The following is a 22,023-nucleotide window of genomic DNA, read 5'->3' on the forward strand; positions in this document are numbered from 1 at the left end:
CATGAAGCACACAGACCACGAGCCGCCGGCCGACCGGAACGCGCGAGCGATCGCCGCGCTAGCTGGCGAGCTGGACAGGGCGCGCCGCGAGCACACGAACACGCTGCTCGCAGTGGGAGCGAAGGCGAACCAGGAAGACCTCACCCGGCTGGCTCAGGTGGTCCACGAGCTGAGCGAGCTGGTAATGACCAGCCGTGCCAAGAAGACCGGCGGTGACGCGCCGGCTGTCCGGTCGTGGCTGATGCTTGCCGAGGACGAGACCGCCGTCCAGGCTGTGCTGGCGGAGCTCCTGCCGTGGATGAGGGATGTGTTCCTGCGCTATCGCGACGGCCGCGAGGCGCTGTGCGTGTGCTGGTTGTGGCACCCCGAGATCGTCGAGGAACTCGTCGTTCTCATGGACGCGTGGACTGTCGCGTTCAGCGGCGACGAAGCGTCGGTGAAGGCCGCGAGCGACTGGCACGACCGCCAGCGGCCCGGGGTCGCGCGCCGGGTGGCTGTGTACGGGGAGAGCTGCGACGTCCTGAAGCACCGCGACGACGCGGGCAAGGACGCCCCGGACGTGCCGCTGGTCAACGACTGCGACCCGTTCGTCGGCTGGTGGGCCACCGACCGCGCTCACACCGGCCCGGTCCCGACGCCCGCGCACGTCGACGCCGGTCGACGCCACCTGTCGCCCGTTCCTGGAGCCGGCCAGGCCGCGGGGGGTACCCGATGACAAGACACGCGAGCGCCCTCGCGGCCGTTGCTACAGGCAACGTGCCTGACTGGTTGGCCCAGCTCGGCGGCTACCTGTCGACGCCGAGCGGTGCCGCACTCGTTGCGGTGACTGTTGCCGTGTCGGTCGGAGTTGTCGTGCTGCTGGGAGTCGCAGCTCGCAGGACACGTCGCCCGGTACGGCGTCCCGGACGGCCGAGTGGTGCGGGCGCGCTGATCACCACCGCAATCGTCATGTCGGCTGTGGTCGCCGGGGTCGGCGGCGCCCGGTCGTTCAACGCCGTGTCCGACAAGTTCGACAGCGTGCTCGTGCCGCTGGTGGTCGACGGGATGATCATCGCCTGTACCGCGCTGCGGCTGGCCGCGCTGACCCGTGGCTGGCGTATCCCGGGAGCGTTGGTGACGACGTGGGTGTTCATCGGCGGCACGGTGTGGCTGAACGTCGACACCGCCGTCGGGGTCGCTGACGCTGTCGCGCACGCGCTGGCCCCGATCGCCTACGCCGTACTGGTCGAGATGCTGGCGCATCTGCTGCGTCTGCACCTGAAGCTGGCCCAGCCGGCGCGGGCGAAGCTGTCAGCGCTGACCTGGATCACCTCGCCGGTCATCACGACACGGGTATGGCTGCACCTGGCCCGGACTGGCACCGACGACCCCGTGGTCGCCCGCGCCCTGGTCCAACAGGTCGTGCGGATGGCATCGCGCCTGTCCACGGTGTGCCCGAGCCCGCTGCTACGGCCATTCGGTGCTGCCCGCGCCGCGAGGTCGGCGGCGTTGCAGACGATCCGCGACGGACTGCTCACCGCGGGCGACCTGGCCGCGAAGCTGCCCACCACGGGCCAGATGACGGCCGGGCAACTCCTGGCTCTCGTCGACGGCGCCGCGCTCGGCATCATCCCCACCGTCCAGGACACCGGCACGGCCAGTGATTCCAGCGAGGCCGTTGACTCGCTAGTGGGCACGGGCCGGGTCACGGTGCCGCTGGCGACGCTGACCTATCTGCTCGGTCGCGCCACTGAACGCCCCACTCCGGTCCCTGCCGCACCGGCTCCCTCACCGAGCGGTGCACCGGTTGGCGAGTCCACGCCTGCACCGGAGCGCACCGGTTCGGACCGCACCGCTGACGACCGCACCGGTGCACCGGTGCACCATGAGGACCGCACCGGTGAGACGGCACCGACGCAGACGCGATCTGGACGGCGCCGCCGCCGTCACGACCGGGACGCCGCCGACCTGGCCGAGCTGCACCGGGTTTCGGTCGAGCAGTACAACGGTGCACCGCTGTCGCAGCGAGAGATCATGCGCGTCCTCGCCTGCGGGACACCGAAGGCCCGGCGCCTCGAAGCCGTGGCCGGCTGGGCCCCGGCCCCTGACGCCGAGGTCGCCGACAATGCCGAGCTGCCGGAGCCCGTGGCCGATACGCCGGAGCGGTCCGAGGTCGACGGGCAACTGCCGTTGCCGCCCGAGGCGTTCTCGCCGGTGGCGTCGGATCCCGCGCCTTCGGGCGATGCGGTGGTGGCCGCTGCGCGGCCTGGCGTGGTTGTCGCCAACGACGACGACACGGACCAGCCCATCGAACGTGAATTCGAAACGAGCAGCCACCGATGAACACCCCCAACAGCAACCCCAGCAGCCAGCCGAATCCGAACAGGAGCACCAGCATTACCAGCGGCCAGCACAGCAGGCAGCAGGACAGCAGCCCCCTGATCCACGTCGCGACCGGATCCCAGGCAGCACACGACGCAGCCAAGAACGGGGACCCGACCGCGACGCGGATCAGGACGGCAGACAGGAATACACACCATGGCATCACGATCAGATGGGGCTCTCCGACCCCTAGTTACCTATCGGTAACAAGCGGGGTCGTCGAGCCGGGATCGCCCGCTGCCGCGACGCGGGGCGGTGGCGCCCGATGATGAGCATGAGCGCTGGTCACGACCCCGATTACCTGCTGGGCGCGGTCGCGACGGGCCGGGAGAACTACTACACCGGCGCCGTCGCGGCCGGCGAGCCGCCAGGCCGCTGGTACGGCCGCGGAGCGGAGGCCCTCGGCCTGCGCGGCGAGGTCGACCACCAGGACATGGCGGCGCTGTACGAGCGATTCATCGACCCGCACGACCCGAACTTCCGCGACCCGCTGAAGTGGGACGAGGCCGGGACGCTCGGCCACACGGGCCGTGCGTACAAGACGCAGAACGAGAAGTACAAGGCCGCGTTGGCGGCCGAGCCTTACGCCGACGCTGCCCGGCAGCGAGAGCTGTACCGGCTGGCGGGCAAGGGGACGCAGCAGAACACGACGTTCCTGGACGCGACCTTTTCGGTGCAGAAGTCGGTGACGGTGCTGCACACCGCTGTCGATGCCCAGGCGGTGCAGTCCGGTGCACGGATGCGCACCGAACGCACCGCGTGGCGCACCGCTTTGCGGAACCGCGATGCACGCGGTGCGGTGCGGCACTTCCTGGCCTATCGCACCGAACGCAAAGCGGTGCAGGCATGGAGCCAGTATCGCGACGCGATCGAGGAAGCGATCTGGGCCGGGAACCGAGCCGGCCTGGACTACCTGGCCGACAAGGCCGGGTATGTCCGGATCGGTCACCACGGCGGCGTCAGCGGTCGATGGGCCGACGCCCACGACCTCACGGTCGCGTCGTTCTTCCAGCACGACGGCCGTGACCACGATCCCCAGCTGCACATCCACAACGCGATCCTGAACAGAGTTCAGGGTCCCGACGGGAAGTGGCGCACGCTGGATTCGAAGGCGTTCTACAAGTTCCAGTCGGCGGCCGGATCGGTGGCCGAGCGGGTGATGGAGCAGCACCTGAGCCGGGTGCTGGGGGTGCAGTTCAAGCTGCGGCCCGATGGCGAGGCCCGCGAGATCGTCGGTGTCGATCAGAACGTCATGGACCTGTTCAGCAAGCGGCGGCTGGCGATCACCAAGAAGACCTCCGAGCTGGTCAAGCAGCGGGAAGCCCAGCTCGGTCGCAAGCTGACCAACCTGGAACTGGACGACGTGCAGAACAGGGCCACCGACATCACCCGGCAGGCGAAGTCGCACGGCGAGACGGCCACCGCTCGGCTCGAGCGGTGGGACCGCGAGCTGCGCGCGCAGGTGTCGGGCGGGCTGCGATCCGTGGCGGAGCAGGTGCTCGACAAGCGGCTCGGTGCGCGATCCCGGGCCAAGGCCGACACGTGGACGGTCGACGACGTTCTGGCTCAGGCGCTGGCCAGGGTGCAGGAAACCCAGGCCGAGTGGCGCGCCGGCGACCTGACCCGAGCGATCAGCATGTGCCTGCCCGACGAACTTGGGCAGATGGAGCCCGACGAGCTGGTCGGGCTCTTGGACGAGCTGACCAGGGAAGGGCTGAACCGGGCGGTCGCGCTGGACGCCGAGCGGCCCGGTACGTCGAGCCTGCCGGAGGAGTTGCGGCTGGCCAACGGCGACTCGTCGTACCGCGCTCCTGGCCGGGCGACGTTCGCGACGCCGGGCCATCTCAACGCCGAGGACCAGCTGGCCCGCGCCGCCTACGCACGCGGCGGCCCGGTGATGACCGATCAGCACGCCAAGCACTTCGTGGCGCTGCTGGCCAAACAGGGCCTGACGATCGGCGCGGACCAGGAGTCCGCGCTGAAAGGCATCCTCACCTCAGGCGCCCGGGTCGAGGCGCTGATCGGCCCTGCCGGGACCGGCAAGTCCCGGGTGGTCGGGAGCCTGGCCAAGGCATGGACCGACCCGGAGCTGTGGCACGGCCAGCGGCGCCGAGTGGTCGGCCTGGCCGTGTCCCAGGTCGCCACCGATGTACTGAAAGCCGACGGCGTCCCGGCGATGAATATCGCTCAGTGGCTGCAGACGCAGGCCAGATTGACCGCCGCCACCACCGATCTGGAATCCCCGCACCGGTTGCGGTCGGGGGATCTGGTGATCGTGGACGAGGCCGCGATGGCCTCGACCGACGATCTGACTGCCATCGCGGGGCACTGCGAGCAGCTCGGCGCGAAGCTGCTGGTGGTCGGTGATCACCGGCAGCTGGGCGCCGTCGGTGCCGGCGGCGGGATGGAGCTCGTGACAGCAGCTTCGCTGACGCACGAGCTGTCCGAGACGCACCGGTTCGCCGAGGACTGGGAGGGTCCGGCGTCGTTGCGGCTGCGGACCGGAGATGCGTCCGTGCTCGACGAGTACCACCGGCACGGCCGGATCGTCGACGGCGGCCAGACCGAGACCGCATCCACGCTGGCGCAGGACGCGTGGCTGGCCGATCACCTTCGCGGTCTGCACGCGCTGCTGATCGTGGACACCAACGAGCAGGCCGCGCAGGCGTCGGCGCAGATCCGCGCCCGGCTGGTCAACCACGGACTGGTCGACGACGAGCACACGGTCGTGCTGGGTCTCCAAGGCACTCACGCGGGCCGCGGTGACCTGATCCAGGCGCGCCGCAACGACTGGGCACTGGCCCGGTACGGCGCCAACAACCGGGCCGCGATCAACCGCGCCGAATACGAAGTGCTCCACGTCAGCGACGACGGGTCGCTGCTGGTCGCGCCGCTGGTCCAGGGCACCCGGACCCGCGATGGCGACGAGACGATGATCCTGCCGGCGTCGTACGTGGCCAGCCACGTTGCCCTGGCCTACGCCTCGACGGTTCACTCGGCCCAAGGCCTGACGGTCGACACCGCGCACGGTGTCGTCAGCCCGTCGACGTCACTGAACGCCGTCTACGTGGCGGCATCACGTGGCCGCGGCGGCAACCACCTGTACGTCGTCACCAAGACCGCCGCCAAGGACGCCGAGACCGGCGACGCCGCCCAAGCCGTACACCGGTCGGCGTCAGCGGTCCTGACGGATGTGTTCGACGCCGACGAGGAGCGCCGTCAACGGTCAGCGACCGAAGCCCGCGAGGAATCCGCCGCCGAAGCCGCCCGGCACCGCACGCCCGCCGAGCTGCTGGCCGACGGCATCGCCATGGTCACCACCGGGCGCACCGACCTGTGGCTCGACGGCGCGGTCGCCCAGAACTTGCTGACCGCCGACGAGCGAACGCAACTCGCGGCCGAGGCCGGGGCATCGACGCTCAACCTGCTGCTACGCCGCGTCGAGCTCGCAGGCCACGACGCCCGGGCCGTGCTCTACAAGGCCATCACGTCACGGTCGTTCGAGGGAGCAGCCCAGCTGACCAGCGTGATCCAGGACCGGATCACCAAGACGACCCGGCTCGACCCGGCCGGCGGCACCTACTCCGACCGGCTCCCGCGCGGACTCAGTCCCGAATGGGCGCGCTACCTCGAAGACCTTGCAGCCCAGGCCGACCTGTCCGCGCGGGAACTGGCCTTCGGCTACGCCGCAGACACGCCTGCGTGGCTGGCCGACGCAATCGGGCCTTGCCCGGTCCCACCGAACGACAGTGGGGACCCTGCAGCGGCACCGAGTGACCAGGAACAGCAGGCGGTCGAGGAATGGCTGCAGAAAGCCGCCAAGGTGGCGGGGTACCGCGACCTGTCGGGGTACAACGGCCCGCGGCAGGCGATCGGCCCGGCACCGGCCGCGGGCCAGACCGAGGACTACGCGTCCTGGCGGGCCGCGTGGACGGCGCTCGGACAGCCCGAGGATTCCCGGCCCGAGGCCGAGATGACCGAGGGACAGCTGCGGGTCCGGGTCGCGGCCTACCAGCGCGAGCAGAACTGGGCGCCGCCATCGGTCGTGGAGGAACTCGCAGGCACCGTGCAGGCCGCCGACCGAGCTCGCCAGCGGGCCACGCTGCTGCGCTCCGAGGCCACCGCCCAAGCCGGAGCGCAGGACGGCGACGACGCCAAGCGCGCGGGTCTGCTGGCCGAGGCCGACCAGGCCGAGGCACTGGCCCAGACCCACGACGAAGCCGCGCGGGAACTGCGCGAGGTCGACAACGCCTACAACGAGTGGCTGGCCCACACAGCAGCCACAAAACAGGCCCATCTGCGGGCCGTGGCCGAGCTGAAGCTGCGCGACCTGGCGGTCGAGCCAGACCCCGGCAAGGCCGCCGAAACCGAGGACTGGTGGGCGCAGCAACGCGCCGCGCAAGCCGCCGAGGACGACCATCTGCACCCCGTCGACGAGCACGACCTGGCAGAGGTCGAGGAACAGCGCCGCCTCGACCTGGCCGAGGCCGTACGCGGAGACGAGTACGTCGAGGCCGAGCTGGTCGACGACCAGCTGCCCAGCCCCGGCGAGGTCGCAGCCGGCTGGAGCGTCGACGAGATCGACTCGATCCCGGACGCGATCGTGGTCGACCACACCGGTGCCGACCACGAACCGATCACCGCCGCGCCCACCCGGCAGACTCCGGCCGGCCAGGACGAGACCTCATCAGCTCGTTGGGTGCCGCAGGCCGACGCGGCCGTACCGGTCGACGTGCGCCAGGCCACCGCGGACGAGCCGCGGGTCCTCGAGTCATCCACCGTCGCCGTGCCGAGCATCGACGACACCGCCGAGGCCGTGCGACGAGCCCAACGGGCACTGATCGAGATCCGGCAACGCAGCGAGGCCGACCAAGCCCGCGAGGCCGCCGAACACGACCGAGACGACCTGATCGCCGACTGGCACGCCGACGACACCCACCACCGCGACACCACCGCACCGGGCACCGCCGAAGCCAGCAACAACAACGACGCCGCCGAGCACGCACCGCGCCGGGGCATGTCCCTGGCCGACGACTGACCTCACCAGCCGCGACGTCGTACCGGTCATGGACCGGTACGACGACTGATCACCAACCCACCGAAAGGAACACCGACCATGAAGAAAACCTCTTGGCCGGCACGGCGCAGCTGGACAGCGCGTCGGGTGCGCGGGGAGTAGCTGAAGACGCTACCCAGGCTCTCCCGCCCCTGGCGGGCGGCAGAGCTGACCCGGCCCTGGCGGCCGGAGCAAGAACCCCTGTGGCTGAGGCCGGCGGGCGGCTAGCAGACCAGGCCCCTCCACCGAGTTTGGTCCCGGCAGTTCTCACCTGCTGTACGTCGGCGCTCGCTGCGCTCACCGGTCGCTGCGCTCCCTCGCACTTGTCCACCAGGAGACAACGGCCGAAACCAAACTCGGCGAAGCCACTACCTGGCCAGCTAGGCGGCAGTAGCCGGCAGGCCCCCAAGAACGGGGCTGCCGCCAACACAACGCCCACCAGCGACCAAAGCCAGGGAGAACCGCGATGACCAACAAGCAGAGCACCGGAACCCCCACCCCGTGCCAGCCATGGTGCAAGAAGCCGACCCTGTGCGGCGGCCCGATCTGCTGTCCGCAGGTCCACAAGGTCCCGCAGCACAAGGCGCCGGCGCGTCCCCGGCGGCCGAAGAAGTGGTACTCGACCTCGGGCTGGTGAGCAGCATGGCGACCGCACTGAACGCATCTGACTCCATCACGGCGCAGCGTCAGATCGCCAACGTAGACAGGGGGATCGGCCGATGATGGCGACCAAGCGCACTCGGGTGATGTCGACCATGCAGACCCGCACGGCCTCGCACCGCCCGGCGGTCCAGCGTCGCCGGTTCAAGCACGACACTCTCACCGCTGTGGAGCTGTTCTCCGGGTACGGCGGACTGACGCAGGGCATCGAGCGGGCCGGGGTCGACGTGATCATGGCCGCCAACCACAACGCCTACAAGGTCGAGATTCACGAGGCCAACCACCCCGCCGCCGAGCATTGGGTCGCGGATCTGGCCAACCCGGATTCCGGCGACTACTACGACGTGCGTGACCTGCCTGCCGGTGACATCCTCACGGCCGGCGTCTCGTGCGTGAACCACTCGCCCGCGAACACGATGAAGGCCTACGACCAGGGCCTGACGTTGTTCGACATGGATGACCCCGACTACGACGAGCGGGTCACCCGCTCGGAGCGCGACCGTGCAACGGCCAACTGCGTGCTGCACTACGCCGCGGTTCACCACCCGCGAATGATCCTGGTCGAGTGCACGACGCAGTTGCAGTCGTGGGGCAACCTGGTCCCCGGCAGTAAGAAGATCGGCGACGGGTCCACCTACCGCTGGTGGCTCAAGCAGTTCGACAACGAGGGCTACAACCACAAAGTCCTGTTCCTGAACTCGATGTTCTTCGGCGTCGGCCAGTCCCGCGACCGTGCCTACTGGGTGTTCGTCGACAAGAAGCTCCCAATGCCGGACCTGGAGCACCGCCCGATCGCCTGGTGCGGCAACTGTTCCACCGTCGTCGAGTCGCGCCAGACCCCGGCGAAGATCCCGCCGACCGGGACGGTCTGCTACGGCAAGCAGTACCAGTACATCTGCTCCTCGTGCCGTCGTCCGGTGGTGCCGCAGTTCACGCCGTCGCTGGATGCTCTCGACCTGTCGAACTTGGGCACGCGCATCGGTGACAAGCCGATCCGGACCTTTAAGGACGGCTCGACCGGGCCGATGGCAGCAACGACGATGGCGCGGGCTGAGCGGTGCCGTCAGCGGTTCGCGCAGTTCCCGGCGGTGCTCATGCCCGCCAAGGCGACTCGCGGCTCAGAGCGGCACCCGTGGCAGCCGATGTCCACGCAGACCAGCCAGCAGGAGACGGCGATTCTGTCGACCGGGCCGATGGCAGCGGCTGGCAACACGTTCGATCGCGCGGGGTCGGACTGCCGCACTCGTGACCTGACCCCGCCGCTTCCCGTACAGACCGCCACCAGCCGCATGCCCCTGAACACACCGCTTACTGCGCTTGCCGTGGACAACTTCCAGGGTGTTGCGCGTGGCGCCGGCGACCCGCTGCCGACACAGGGCGGCTCGGAGACTATGGCGCTGTTGTCGAGTGGTGTGCTGCCGTACCGGAAGAACACCACGCCGACCATCCACGCCGAGGCGATGCCGACGGTCACGGCCGAGCAGGTTCCCGGGATGCTGTTTTCCGGCTGGTACAAGCAGAACGGTTCGACTGCCACCGAAACTGCAGCCCACCCGGTCACCGATCCGCTCGGGGCGCTGACCTCTCGCGATACCACCGCGGTCCTGACCGCCGAATGGCATGCAGCACTGGCCGATCTTGCGTTGGAGGACTGCTACTTCCGGATGATGGCGACCCACGAGATCGGCCGCGGCTGCGGGTTCGACGTGACGTTCGGCGACCACCAAGGCACCTACGTCGTGTGGGGCTCGGCCCGTGACCAGGTCGACGGCTACGGCAATGCCGTCACTCCCGCTGTCGGAGAGTGGATCGGCGGTCGGATGCGCGCCGTGCTGCACCGCGAGGAGGTCACCTCTTAAGCCACGCCAGCTCCTCAAGCCTCGGGGGAGGGACCGCGCATCGACCGGCGTTCCTCCCCGCATCGCCAACCGTACAAGGAGAATGCCGATGACGACCGCATCACCCGCCAGCGCCAATGCGCAGGACAACGAGTCCGACGAGCCGGACAATTTCGAGATCGCCCACACCGCGATCACGCGCACGATCCGCGCGATGAACAACGAACAACGACCTGGTGATGGAGCCGAGTTCGTCACCCATGTACTCGCGACGGTTGCGGCCAACCTTGGCAGCACGTTCGCCGTGATCAAGTCGCGGTCCGGGTCGTGGGAGGCCGCCGGCGTGCGTGAGCTGCTGTGTAGCACGGTCGGCTACGACGACGAGTTCCTGATGACGTACCGCACCGATCCGATCGAGATCATTGCCAGTAGCACCTATGAGTTGGATGACCTCGGCTTCTACGGGGCTTACGAAGCAAGCTTGGATCACATCGGCCAAGTGCTGTTCGGAGATCGCTGGACGCCGTCACGCGGCAAGCTGACCCGCGCTGAGCTGGAACAAATCGAAGACGTTCACGACCACCTCTACGACTTGGAGGTGAGCGACCGCGCTGAGTACGAGGAGCGGTTCACCGCCGAGGTGGCGGCACGGCTCAGTCAGTTGCGCGCTGAGGCCCCGCTCAGTTATCCCGCCAGGTTGACCGCAATGGTCCGGTTCGTCAGCGACAGCGACGACCGAGCGCTGACCGAGGGATGGGGCAACGATCTGACCAGCCAGCTCTACCAGCACGCCCGCGAGAACACGCTGCTACCCGGCAGCGACGCCAAACCTGACTGGTCACCCGGCTTCGTCGCCAGCCTTCTAGATGATGGCCATTGGCCGCACCTGCGCGTCCCTGAACTCGCCCGCTACGGCACACCCGCCGAGACCCCGAAGGACAACTGATCATGGCGCAGCGAGGCCACTCCGAGTGGGTCCAGCCCCACCGTGAGGAGGTCGAGCCGTGAGCGGCTCAGGCCGCCGACCGTACTGTGGCCGCCGTACGGGACCGGTCACTGATCCGGTCCACCAGAGGCTGATCCGCGCGGCGCACTGGCACGCCGACCGGGGACTCGCGGTGTTCCCGTTGGCGCCCGGCCGGAAGGTGCCCGCCGTCGACAAGGACTGGGAAGCCGCTGCAACCCTCGACCACCGCACGATCAACCGCCTGTGGCTGCAAGCCCCCTACAACATCGGCGTGGCCACCGGCCGGTCAGGTCTGCTGGTCGTCGACCTCGACCGCCCCAGAACTCCTTCCGAGACGGCGCCACCCTCGCTGGCGGGACTTGCCGACGGCCGCGCCGTACTCGAGTCCTTGGCCGCACAGCACGAGCCGCTGCCTGCGACCTGGACCGTGACCACCGCCTCCGGCGGAACCCACCTGTACTTCCGGCAACCCGCAGGGCAGCAGTTGGGCAACACCGCCGGTCGGCTCGGCTGGAAGATCGACACCCGAGGTTGCGGCGGGTACGTCGTCGCCGCCGGATCAGTCGTCGCCGCAAACCGGTACATCGTCCACATCATCCGCACGCCAGCACCACTACCCGACTGGATCTCTACCGCACTCGCTCCCGCCCCGACGCCGGCCGGCTCAAGCAGCGTGAAGCCTGCGGTCCTGCACAACGCCACCGCGTACGGGCTCGCGGCCCTGGCCAGCGAGCTCGACACCTTGCTGGCCACCGCGCCCGGCAGCCGCAATCACCAGCTCAACAAAGCCGCGTTCGCCCTCGGACGACTCCTGCCGTCCGGTGCCCTCCATCAAAGCCGTGTCCACGGCGAGCTGATCACCGCCGCTCACCAGATCGGACTCGGCGCAGGCGAGGCCGAACGCACCATCGCCAGCGGCCTGCAAGCCGGTCTGCGGAACCCACGGTGCGTGTAGTCGCCTCAACTGCGAAAGGACCTCAGTGCACCGTCCATGGCGCACTGAGGCCCTCTCCTCGTGTCAGGAGGCCTGCGTTCTCGGAGACCTCAGCGGCGGTACGCCGGAACCCCGCCATGTCCACATGAAGGTGGCCCACACGCCACCAACGTAGTCCGGCCTGCCGACCCGCGAGGGAGCCCGGACGGCCTGCTCGACAGCGACAACCTCGGCCTCGATCAGCTCCGGAGTGGCCGGCATGGACTGCCCGGTGATCGGGGACGGAACGACTTCGCCAGCCCACCACCTATACTCCGCGATCCAGCGGCACGTCTGGAGCATTCCGGTCACGAAATCACTGTCGCGGCCAGCAGCGCTCAGCTCGTCGGCGCGGTCCTCGATCGCCTGCCAAACCTCAGCGAACTCGGCGGCCGTCACGCCGGACAGATGCTCTAGTCGGACACCGCCGAAGTCCTTCGCCGTCAGCTTCACACCACAGCACGATCCCAGACCCCACCGACAATTTCCAGAGAAGCGGCACGTTGGGTGAAGTGCGCCGACGCAGGCTCGGCCCATGGTGGTGCAACGAAGCACTACAAGGCGCACCGCGGCGCACAAGACTTGTATATCCGGAGGCGCATTCACGGCGCGCCGCGTTCTCCCGATACAGGGGGCAGCGATAGGTGTAATCTCGGCTGCTACCTGGACACACCTACTGTCCAACCGCGGGTGTGTCAACGCCGAGTCCTGCCAGGCGCGCTCGCTCCCCTCGAACACCATATGGCGGGAGTGGGGGACCCAGGAAGTTGGGTCCCGATCGTGAGTGGTCGGGACTCTGGGGTGAAGTCCGCGGGAGTGGACCGGGCAAGTCTTTCCAGCCCGAACCCGACAGCTAACTCCGCAGGCGTCGGGAGACAACCATGACCGAGACCGAGCGTCGTCAGGCGACGGCGCCCGCCTTGCCGCCAGCCGCGAGTCAACCGGCGGGACAGTCAGCGCGCCGGCCTTGGAAGCAGCTGCTGCCCTTCCGATGGTTCGCGCTCAATGGAGTGAGTGCTGTTTCCACCGCGATTGGGTGGTGGACGCAAGTCAAAGCGCCGGGCGCGCACGGAAGCGTCGACGTGTGGTTCATTCACGCGACCCGAGAGAACTTCCTGACGTATTTTGGCCTCACCGCCGTCATCGCTGGTGCTCTGCTGGTCATAGTCGCGCAGTACGTGCAGTACCGCACATCCGCTGCAGAGATTTCCGAACGGGAACGGGAGCTCGCTAGCCGAGAGCATCGGCTCGGGGAGAAGGAGGACGAGATCGTCCGCCAGCACGCCGAACTGATGGACGCGCATAAGCAGCTAGAGGAGCAGTTGCTCCTCTCCAAGGTCATCCTGCGGCCTCTCATCGGTACGTCGATCAACCTCGGGAGCCTCGACCCAAGCACGCTCTCTGACGATCAGAAAACGCTGCCGGCCCGCCTGTACGGCGAGGCTTTGGTGACGATGCAGTCGGGCATTGTCGAGTACCTCGGCGGGAGTGTGTCCGACGTTCGTGTCATCTATTGGCAGGTGGAGGGGAGCACGCCGAACCGGATCCTTCGGGCCGTTGACCGACGAGGCGATCGGAAGAAGCCGACCTTGGTGATGCGGGAAGGCGACAGGAAGCGCGGAGACGAGGCGTTCAAAGCGCTGGACGCGCGGCAGCCCCGAATCTGGCATCTCGGCGAGGCCGGCGCGCCCATCGAGTGGGCAAAGCGCAAGGCATGGAAGGCGTTCGCTGCGCTCCACGTCTCGGGTGGAGAGGGGGACGTCTTCGGCATGGTGACCATCGACAGCCCGGACCCGCAGGCGATCACCGAGGATCATGTTCGAACTGCTCAGGTCATCGCGGACGCGTTCGCTGCCGTTTGTGCAAACTACACGAGATTCGATAGCTACCCGAAGGCCTAGTTTTCTGGCTTATGAGGGGTAGTGCTTGATGATGGCCGAGGTCTACGCGCCTCGGCCCGCACCTCCGCCCGGCCGCGAGCGAAGTACTCAGCGGGGTTCCGAGCTACCTCTTTGGCGCGCTCGACGCTGCCAGTGTCCTTGACGACCTTCACGATAGCCCCCTACTCGGTCGGGTAAGAACAGCTTTACACGCGAAGAGGCTCAGCAACAGGACCGCGAGTGTGTGTATGTACACAGAAGGAACGATTCGGGATGTATTTCGCTATCCCATGAGGTGTTAGATGCAGATCTGTGACCTGCCGTGCGCAGCCTGTGCGGCGCCGCAGGGTCTGCCGGATCGGCGCGAGGTCAGGTCCTGAAACTGGGTACATACGGCGATCGCTGGCCGAGATCGCCCACCGTTGCCGTCTCGCCCTAATCCTCAACGGGTGGAACGATCATCCACGTGTAGATACCTTTCCGCGAGTCGTAGTCGCACTCGTACCAGATGTCGTTTGCTTCGTCGTGTTCAAGCTTGTGCAGATCATTTGGTCCCCGGCAGGCGTCTGGGTCAGGAGTCTGTGGCCCGGCGCTCATTCGTCCCCGGTAAATGCGAGCTGCTCGGACTCCAAGTCGGCTGCATGCTTCGTAGCCGTTGGTACGGGGGCGCTCTCGCCCCTGTCGATCTTGAAGTGCTTGCCAAGCGTCTCGGTCTGTCCCTGGTAGTTCGATCCAAGGCCCCCTTCGCCGTACAGCATGGTTGGCGGCTCCATCATGCGCTCGAAGGTCAGCTTGCACACCGGTTGCCGGTGTTCAATCATGAAGGCGACGTCGTGGGCGCGGACTTCCAGCGCTGCGGTCGAGCCCGTTCTTGGGTGTTCGGGGTTGTATCCGAATCCAGGATCGAAGAATCCGGCGTAGTGAGTCCTGAGTTCGCCGCTTGTGGGGTCGTACGCGGCCATCTCCGAGGCCAGATGCGGTGGGATAGTGACTGCCTCATGCGACATGAGTAGATAGAAGCTGTTCGGCTGCAGGATGATGCGGTCACCTTCCTCTCGATTCACCCTGTCCCAGAACAGGCTCGGGTCAGATGCTCCCGGCCGCCTGAGGTCGAGCAGTGGAGCGCTGCTACGCGCGCGCCATCCAACGCCGCGTCCTTTCTTGGAGCCACGCAGGTTCAAACCCAGGAAGAGTCCGGAGGAGAGCTGCAGCTTCGATGCCTGCACGGGCTTGCCGCCGACCGACAGCAGCGGACTCTTAGCGTGCTCGGCCCGGATGTCTGCGTCGGACAGCGCCGCCTCTCCGACGGATAAGCGCAGCTGATTGAGTGTGAGTCCCTTCCGGACCCGGATCGGAAACGACAGCGGGACGACTTCGAGGTATAGGCGGCCGGCGTAGCCCAACTGGATGTCGTCGAAGCGCGGCCCGCGATCAGTGATTACGCGGGTGAACACGTCTGCTCGACCAGTCGAACTCTTCGGGTTCGCGCGCGCTCGCATGTTGTGCGGGAGGTGAAGTCGCTCCATGAGCGGAATGACGTATGGTAGGCCGACCTCCAGGACCGCGCCGTCTGGACCAGTGAGATCGACCTCGTACTTGCCCAGCTCCCGTAGCCGTTCGTCCACGGTGTGTTGCCCGGGGAGGAAGCTGCACTGGATCCGGTGTGCCACGTCGCCAAGACGCAAGTCAAGGCTCGCGGGTTGGATGTTGGAGGCCGGGATATCGTCGCCCGCCGCTGTGATGATCTCGTCGACGATCGCCTTTTCTAGGTGCTGATTTGGCAGCACTCCATCCTTGCCTCTAGATAGGTCTACCATGCCGCCAGTCTCCTCCTCCGTGATTCGTGGGAGTCTAGCGACACGACATGAGCATGGTTCGTCGGAGATGCAATCGAGTGTTCGAACCAACCCACTAGCCGCGCTGGCTGCCGCGCAGGACCGGGATGTCGATCACGCCAGGTGGAGGCGGTAATCACACCAAGTAGGCCTACACCGCCGATTTGTCAGGCGTCCTTTGCGGCCTCGGCGATCGATGCGCCATCGTGGCGATTCCAGCCAGCGGCACCACTGTTGCTCGATCGCGGCGCTCGACTGATGAAACTGTCGTGACTATTCATGTTACGTCTTAGGACATCACACCCGCTGACGACCCCGCATTTCCACCACGCCGTTCGCGCCAAGCCCGGTCCAGGGGGCAGGCATGAAAAAACCCGTCCCCAGCGGGGACGGGTGGATAATGCCTGAAGACTACCACCGTCGGACGGACTTCCCAACCGCCAGTGAAGCGTGTGCGTAGATCACCAGCCTGCAGGACGGGTGACCTGGCCGGTCTGGGCTGGGAGTTGGTGGATAGTGAAGTCTGCGGGCTGGAGCTGTGCCCACCAGTGGTTGCCGACACCGTCGCGGGGGTTGCCGCGCAGTGCGCCGGCCAGAGGGCGGTTGCCGGGGTTGATCAGGCCGACCGGTACGGCGGTGCGAGCTTGCTCGATCGGGAACCGCAGGTCGCTGTCGTTCGACACCACGATCGCCGCGTCGACGTGGCCGCGCAGTGTGTCCAGCAGCAGGTGCGAGGCGACGTTGACATCGGAGCCTTTCTCCTCGGTGTTGAGCACCGAGGCCAGGAATCTGGCCTGCGGTAACGGCTGCCCGGTCGTGTCCTGCACCATCACCGGCCAGGCCGGCTGAGCTGGGACCGGCCGGTGGTGGGAGTCCTTGACCGCGAGCGGGGCGTACTTGATCCGCGCGACGTAGTGGCCGTACTCGATCAGGTCCACCGAGCCGGAACGTTCCAACGCGCGTAGGTAGTCGGCTTGGTCCAGGTGCGCGCTGCGGTTCACGGTGGCGTCGACACGGGCTGTGCAGTACACCACCCGCGACACCGACGCACCCGCCCAGCGCGAGCGTGAACTCATCACTGCCGCGACCATCGCGCGCACGTCGAGCCACCGCCACCCCGCGGCCCCTCGGCCGCACCAGGCCCGGCCGCCGTAGTACAGGTTGTAACCGTCGATGTAGACGCCAACACGCATGGGCGCGAACCTACCCGACCCGCCCGACAACCAGGGAACCACCGCGCGACGGCTCAGGCAGCAGCGGCACCCGGAAGGCCGAGCGCTTCCAGTACCTTGCGCGCGCATCCGTTCTCGAGCTCTGGATGTTTGCCGGTGTCGGGGCAGAACATCACCGCGACCAGCCGGACCTTGAGCGATACCGTCGCCAACGGCGCCAGCGCCGGGCCCAAGGTCACCGTGGCCAGATGCCCGGCCACCATCGAGGCAGCCTTGCTCCGCAACGGGCCCCACCCAGCCTCGATGCATCCGTCGTATACCCCGTCGGAGACCATGCCGCCCACGTTGCCGAGCTCGTCGAGCATGTCCGCGGCCTCGGACAGGATCTGGCACAGCCAGTGGCCCCGGCCGGCCTTGCGGCGGCGCGGCTGCTTCTCCCACATCCGATCCCACGCCTTGTCGGCGACGATCTCCTGCACCGCGTTGTACAGCTGCGCGGTGTCGGCCGGGGACCGCTTGATCACCTCAGCCAGTACATCGACCGCCGCCCGTGAAGGCTTTCCGACGATCTCGAACGTCTTCGATTCCGTGTAGCTGCTGGCCATCGACCGGTACAGGTGTGCGCCGACCGCGCCGTGCAGACCCCCTCCGCACGAACACTTGCACCGCGTTGACGTCGATTCCGAGCACGCTCGACCGTGGGACATGACGAATCCTCCTGAAGGGCACCACCTGGACTGTTGTCACGCATTGCTGTGACGCGGCTACATTCAGTGTGGTTCCAGGCAATTCCCGGCGCATGGCCAGTGCGCGGCGAAAGCACTCAATGTGGGGCGCCCGTCCCCCTGACCGCTCGATCATCCGACCGGCCACGCCGCCGCAACGGTGCTCCGCATCCCCTATCGGGGATCGAGCGCAGCTCGCCCCTTGCTTCCACCGTGGTCCGGTTCAGGAATCGGCAGCTACCAGGTAGAACGGGGGAACATGTGGTGGCCGTGCAGAGCGCTTCGTTGAGGCTCTCCTGATGTCCAAGAGGACTGCGTTCTCGGTGCCCTCAGCCGGCGCATCTGTCAGTACGGTGGGTGGTGGCCGTTCTGCGGGCTTGAGTTGAGCAGATCCTCCAGGGCATGCAGGCGGGCCGAGTCGAGTGGCTGTGTGCCGCCCACTGTCTGCCTGAGTCCTTGTTCGGCGAGCTGGGCACGTTCGTACTCCCGACCCTGGAACACCTGAGCCAGCAGGAAGCCATACCCAAGGTCGAACGCGACCCGATCGGCCATCTTCTCCTGCACCCGCGCTACCCACGGCACCACCACTGGCGCCGCGAACGGCGACAACAACAGCCATACCCACACGCTGTCGAACCCGAGAAACAGCCCGATACCGATGACGCTGATCAGGAAGAACCCCACTACTACCTTGAGCAAGGTCTTGAGTAGTCGGTGGTTCCAGCAGAAATCGACGATTCGGCCCGCGATTTTCGCCGGGAGCGTCAGCCAGTACAGCAACAACGATGGGATGCGGGGCAGGGCCAGACTGTGCGCGAGCTCGTGCGCCAGGACTGCCTCTAGGTGCCGGTCAGGAAGCCTGGACAGTGCCCAGTTCGTAACCGCGATCGCGGCGCCGGGCGCGGGGTACGGCGGGGTTGCTTCTGGTCCCTCGTGGATCCACAACCGGTACCGGTTCGGGTCGGCGCCGGCCGCGGTGCAGACCGCCCACCAGGCCGGGCCCAGCCGCCGGAGTTCCCACTCGAACGGCTTCCGCAGCCGGTAGACCTTCGCCGCGAGCACGTGCTCAAGTGGCGGGTAGACGACGACGGCGAAGGCCGACACCAGCCAGACGACGCTCAGGACAACGCCGAAGGTGTCGAACGGGCCAGAGATGAGCGCGATTGCCAGCCAGGACCACCAGAGCCAGGGCAGTGCCAAGGCGAGCTCGACCCAGGCAGATGGCTTGACCCGCCGTACGCCGGCGGCCATGTGCGCTGCCACAGCCTTGACGACCGGGTTTGGTCGAGGCGGGACTGGAGCAGGCGTTTCCGGCACCCACTGCGCTGCGGAGGGGTGAGCTGTGGACTGCGGCGGCCGGCCTGCTGCACCAGCTCCCCGCTGATAGTTGCTTTGGGCATCCGTCATTCACTCACGGTAGGCAGCATTCGGTGCCGGTAACCACCGTTTTGCACCTTGCTGCAGTCCGTGAATGAGTGGGTCCCGTACGGGGGATTAGCGAGCGTCCGGGAAACCGAGCTTCGTGAAGACATCCTCGGGTGCTCCGTGCAGCAGGTCGCGCAGGGAGATCTTCAAGGCGCCGCACAGCAACACTGCTTCGACCAGCGTCAGTCGGCGCGAGCCATTCTCAAGGCTTGTCACCGTTGCTCGCTGCCAGCCCATCGCATCGGCCAGGTCTTCCTGGCGCAGCCGTGTTCGCGCGCGGGCGGCGCGAACGTTGCCCGCGATCAGCTGCTCCAGTTCCTCCGGCTCCACAGAGATGATCCTGCCCGCTTGCCGCTGGCAACCGCATGGCCTCGAATCAGACGTGACGAAAGTCAAAGCACCCTGTGGAATGTAATTCGAGCTCAGGGTTAGATAATCTCTCCCTGTGTCTGAAAACCTGACTTGGTGTGACTTTTGTTGGTTCGATGGCGCCCGGAGCCATAGGTGTCGCGAGAGCAACCCGCATGCCGGCCATCGGTGCAGCTACTGCCGTGCAGTGCACGATCCGGAACTGCGCGTCACGGCGGAGACCATCGCGGAAGCGGCTGGCCTGCGCGTCACCCCAGGCGACTAGAACATCAGTTCGATTAATGGCAAGCTGTGATCATGGTCGGACGGTTCAACGTGCGCCCCGATGACGGGGACGCGGATCAGTGGGTCGTGTGGGATAACGCCATGAACGGCCACCGCGGCCGGTGCGCCACCAAAGAAGAGGCTTTCGAGCTCGCAGGCGAACTCGAACTGCAGAACACAGTCCACGGTCCACGAGATCCATCCACCGTCAGACGAGTGCAGCCGCCAGTGCCGGTAGCAGGGTGGGAATCACCGATTGGCGAACTCGACGCCTGGGTCTACGAGGGCGGCATCTGGCTAGGCCGCGTTCGTCGCCCGGACGGCCGAATCTCATTCGTCGAGCAGGACGCTATCCGACCCGCTGGCCAAGCCCCGCCGAGCGCTGGCTAGCTGCAGCCGAGTGGCGCCGGGCATGGCTATTGCCGTGGGATAGTTGGCGAGGCGCCGCGCCAGTTGCGCGTCGACCTAGAGCCGCCGCGCCAGCTGCCCGGACGGGCGATCTGGTGTCAATGTGTCTGTCAGTGAACCGAGCACGAAACATGCCACTCCGGACACTGGAGCCACCGGTGGGACTAGTGCCAACGGCTCGGGACAAGCCAGTTATAGGAAGCCCTCAGACTTTTAATCCGCGGGTTGTGGGTTCGAGTCCCACGGGGCCTACCAAATCAGTCGCCGCCGACCGTCCAAGGACACCGCCTCCGGCGGTGACAGCACCTTTGGCGCCTCCGGCGCGTACGCCCACCGCAGCCTCGCCCGACCCAGCCCAGGCGGCAGACAGGCGGCAAAACCCCAGGTCAGAAGCCTGACCCGGGGTCAAACGACGCCGCCTCCGGCGGCGACAGCACCTTTGGCGCCTCCGGCGCGTGCGCCAACCGTGGTCCCCCTAACCCAGCCCGGCTGCGGAGAGGTGGCCGGGTGGTAGGCACGCCTGTTGCGGGACGATGCATCGACCTCGATGCCACGGTCCCGATTGGCCTCAGCTGCCATCGGACCGGTAGTGCCTGCGAGCGCACGCTAGACCAGGGCCGAACAGGTCAGAGGTCTGGCAGTGACAGTCAGACAGGACGATGGCAGCGCTTCGACGGATGCGGCTGGGACCTGGGGAGCCAGCTGGACGACTGGGCGCCAGCGTTTCGCGCGTTAGCGCACCTCGACCACCTGAGCAACCGTCGATGCGCTCGGTGCTGCTGCTGACCGGACTGCCCGTCGCTTGGGGGCTCAGCTCCTCAATGGCTTAGGTCTTTCGGACGGCGCCCGTGAACCCGGCGAGGAACAAGGTCGCTAGTGCCCAGGCAAGTAGTTGGAGGGCCCAGCCTGCGGCGGTGATGGCCTCGCCTGCCGTGGTGGGTGTCGCGGCGCAACTGTCTCTGGCGGTGACCTTGATCAGGGGCAGACCGAGATCGATCCCGACGCCGATCTGCTCCACCGTGGTACAGGCGGCATTGGGTGTGGTGGTGCGGGTTGTGTGAGCAAGACCGCCGTGGTGGCCGCCGGCAATGATCGCCAAGGTGACTGCCGCGGCCAGGACGGCGAGAAGATAGAGGAGGGCGCGCCAGGGCTGATAGCCGAAGCCCAGCAGGACGCCTGTCGCCTTCGCCCAGGTGCGTTCGGAGAATCCAGTGACCGCTCTGCGGCGAATCTGATCGCGGCGTTGAGCCATGAGGACTCTCCGCGTGTCGCCGTCGTGGCCAGCAGCGCGGGTCGCGGCCGCCAGTTGCTGATAGGGCTGAGCGCTGTAGCTAGGCGTGCGATGTGCGAATGCGGCCAGCCAATCGGCGACGCTCGGACCTTGCGGCGAGCCAGCGTAAACCAGGCCGTCAACATCCAGAGTGCCATTCGCTCCGGTCAAGTGCTTGATGCCCGCCAAGTCGAGCGCAAGTCCACCGACACGGGCCATCGTCAGCACGAGCGCTGGATGCTCAGGCCCTGAGGAAGCGGTGAATCCGTCAGTCATCACCAGATTGCCGTCGACCTGCAGGTTGTGGGCATACAGAGCGGGGCCGGTCGCATTGGAAATGACGCCCGTCGCGCTCAGTTGATTGCCGATGTGCGCGCCAAGCAGTCGGACGGCGCCGCTGTCGCCAGCTCCAGTTGCCGTGAACCCAACGCCCAGAAACAGACTGCCGTCAACCCGAAGCCTGTCGGCGGCCAGTGCTGGGCCCGTGGCGTTACTGACAATGCCGCTCGTGCCGCTCAGTAGACCGCCGACGCGTGCACCATTCAGCCGGACAGTGCCTCGTCTGCCGGCACCTGTTGCGGTGAACCCATCGTTCAGGAACAGATCGCCCTCGACCCGCAGCCCGTCGCCATAGAAGGCAGGACCCGTGGCGTTGCAGATCGCGGCACCCGCGACGATCAGGTGGCCGCCTACAGATGCACCGACGAGCCGGACAGCGCCACTCTTGCCGGCACCTGTTGCGGTGAACCCATCGTTCAGGAACAGATCGCCCTCGACCCGCAGCCCGTCGCCATAGAAGGCAGGACCGGTGGTGTTGCAG

At 67.2% G+C, this 22,023-nt stretch carries 15 protein-coding genes and 1 riboswitch; of the genes, 8 read left to right on the plus strand and 7 right to left on the minus strand.

Features of this window, described 5'->3' with window-relative positions; genetic code table 11:
* Nucleotide 1 precedes the first annotated feature (1 nt).
* From ACFTSF_RS04525 to ACFTSF_RS04555, 7 genes are all read left to right on the plus strand, one after another.
* Nucleotides 2-715: a hypothetical protein gene (locus ACFTSF_RS04525; protein WP_380152474.1), complete on the plus strand. Its 714-nt coding sequence runs from the start codon at nucleotides 2-4 to the stop codon at nucleotides 713-715.
* Nucleotides 712-2,322 (plus strand): DUF2637 domain-containing protein, encoded by a 1,611-nt coding sequence (locus ACFTSF_RS04530; RefSeq protein ID WP_380152475.1) that lies wholly within the window; start codon nucleotides 712-714, stop codon nucleotides 2,320-2,322. Before ACFTSF_RS04525 ends, ACFTSF_RS04530 begins: the two co-directional genes overlap by 4 nt.
* A 304-nt stretch (nucleotides 2,323-2,626) precedes the next feature.
* Nucleotides 2,627-7,399 carry a MobF family relaxase gene (mobF, locus tag ACFTSF_RS04535; protein ID WP_380152476.1) on the plus strand — a complete coding sequence of 1,591 codons (4,773 nt, stop codon included), beginning with the start codon at nucleotides 2,627-2,629 and terminating at the stop codon, nucleotides 7,397-7,399.
* 484 nt (nucleotides 7,400-7,883) lie between these two features.
* The gene (locus tag ACFTSF_RS04540) at nucleotides 7,884-8,054 is read left to right on the plus strand and encodes a hypothetical protein (protein ID WP_380152477.1); all 171 of its coding nucleotides are present in this window, start codon (nucleotides 7,884-7,886) and stop codon (nucleotides 8,052-8,054) included.
* 82 nt (nucleotides 8,055-8,136) lie between these two features.
* Nucleotides 8,137-9,936: a DNA cytosine methyltransferase gene (locus tag ACFTSF_RS04545; RefSeq protein WP_380152478.1), complete on the plus strand. Its 1,800-nt coding sequence runs from the start codon at nucleotides 8,137-8,139 to the stop codon at nucleotides 9,934-9,936.
* Between the two features lie 88 nt (nucleotides 9,937-10,024).
* Nucleotides 10,025-10,861 (plus strand): hypothetical protein, encoded by an 837-nt coding sequence (locus ACFTSF_RS04550; protein WP_380152479.1) that lies wholly within the window; start codon nucleotides 10,025-10,027, stop codon nucleotides 10,859-10,861.
* A gap of 58 nt (nucleotides 10,862-10,919) precedes the next feature.
* On the plus strand, nucleotides 10,920-11,837 hold the full coding sequence (locus ACFTSF_RS04555; protein WP_380152480.1) for a bifunctional DNA primase/polymerase: 918 nt from the start codon (nucleotides 10,920-10,922) through the stop codon (nucleotides 11,835-11,837).
* A 63-nt stretch (nucleotides 11,838-11,900) separates the two neighbouring features.
* On the opposite strand, the gene ACFTSF_RS04560 is transcribed toward ACFTSF_RS04555, so the two are convergent.
* A complete protein-coding gene (locus ACFTSF_RS04560) occupies nucleotides 11,901-12,308 on the minus strand; it encodes a hypothetical protein (protein WP_380152481.1) in 408 nt (135 codons plus the stop codon).
* Between the two features lie 236 nt (nucleotides 12,309-12,544).
* Nucleotides 12,545-12,737: riboswitch (cyclic di-AMP (ydaO/yuaA leader) on the plus strand.
* Between ACFTSF_RS04560 and ACFTSF_RS04565 the strand changes: the two genes are divergently transcribed.
* On the plus strand, nucleotides 12,737-13,756 hold the full coding sequence (locus ACFTSF_RS04565) for a hypothetical protein (protein WP_380152482.1): 1,020 nt from the start codon (nucleotides 12,737-12,739) through the stop codon (nucleotides 13,754-13,756). (Overlaps the previous riboswitch by 1 nt.)
* 572 nt (nucleotides 13,757-14,328) lie before the next feature.
* Here the strand turns inward: ACFTSF_RS04565 and ACFTSF_RS04570 are convergent.
* The 6 genes from ACFTSF_RS04570 to ACFTSF_RS04595 form a co-directional block, all read right to left on the minus strand.
* Nucleotides 14,329-15,552 carry a 2'-deoxycytidine 5'-triphosphate deaminase gene (locus ACFTSF_RS04570; RefSeq protein WP_380152483.1) on the minus strand — a complete coding sequence of 408 codons (1,224 nt, stop codon included), beginning with the start codon at nucleotides 15,550-15,552 and terminating at the stop codon, nucleotides 14,329-14,331.
* Nucleotides 15,553-16,031: 479 nt separating this feature from the next.
* Nucleotides 16,032-16,763 (minus strand): hypothetical protein, encoded by a 732-nt coding sequence (locus ACFTSF_RS04575; protein ID WP_380152484.1) that lies wholly within the window; start codon nucleotides 16,761-16,763, stop codon nucleotides 16,032-16,034.
* 53 nt (nucleotides 16,764-16,816) lie between these two features.
* A complete protein-coding gene (locus tag ACFTSF_RS04580; RefSeq protein ID WP_380152485.1) occupies nucleotides 16,817-17,347 on the minus strand; it encodes a hypothetical protein in 531 nt (176 codons plus the stop codon).
* A 465-nt stretch (nucleotides 17,348-17,812) separates the two neighbouring features.
* Nucleotides 17,813-18,730: a M48 family metalloprotease gene (locus tag ACFTSF_RS04585; RefSeq protein ID WP_380152486.1), complete on the minus strand. Its 918-nt coding sequence runs from the start codon at nucleotides 18,728-18,730 to the stop codon at nucleotides 17,813-17,815.
* Between the two features lie 231 nt (nucleotides 18,731-18,961).
* On the minus strand, nucleotides 18,962-19,222 hold the full coding sequence (locus ACFTSF_RS04590; RefSeq protein ID WP_380152487.1) for a helix-turn-helix transcriptional regulator: 261 nt from the start codon (nucleotides 19,220-19,222) through the stop codon (nucleotides 18,962-18,964).
* A gap of 1,537 nt (nucleotides 19,223-20,759) precedes the next feature.
* Nucleotides 20,760-22,023: hypothetical protein (locus ACFTSF_RS04595; RefSeq protein ID WP_380152488.1), on the minus strand; the 1,264-nt coding region annotated here is incomplete at its 5' end.

The organism is Kribbella sp. NPDC056951 (genome assembly GCF_042674205.1).
Taxonomy (GTDB): domain Bacteria; phylum Actinomycetota; class Actinomycetes; order Propionibacteriales; family Kribbellaceae; genus Kribbella; species Kribbella yunnanensis.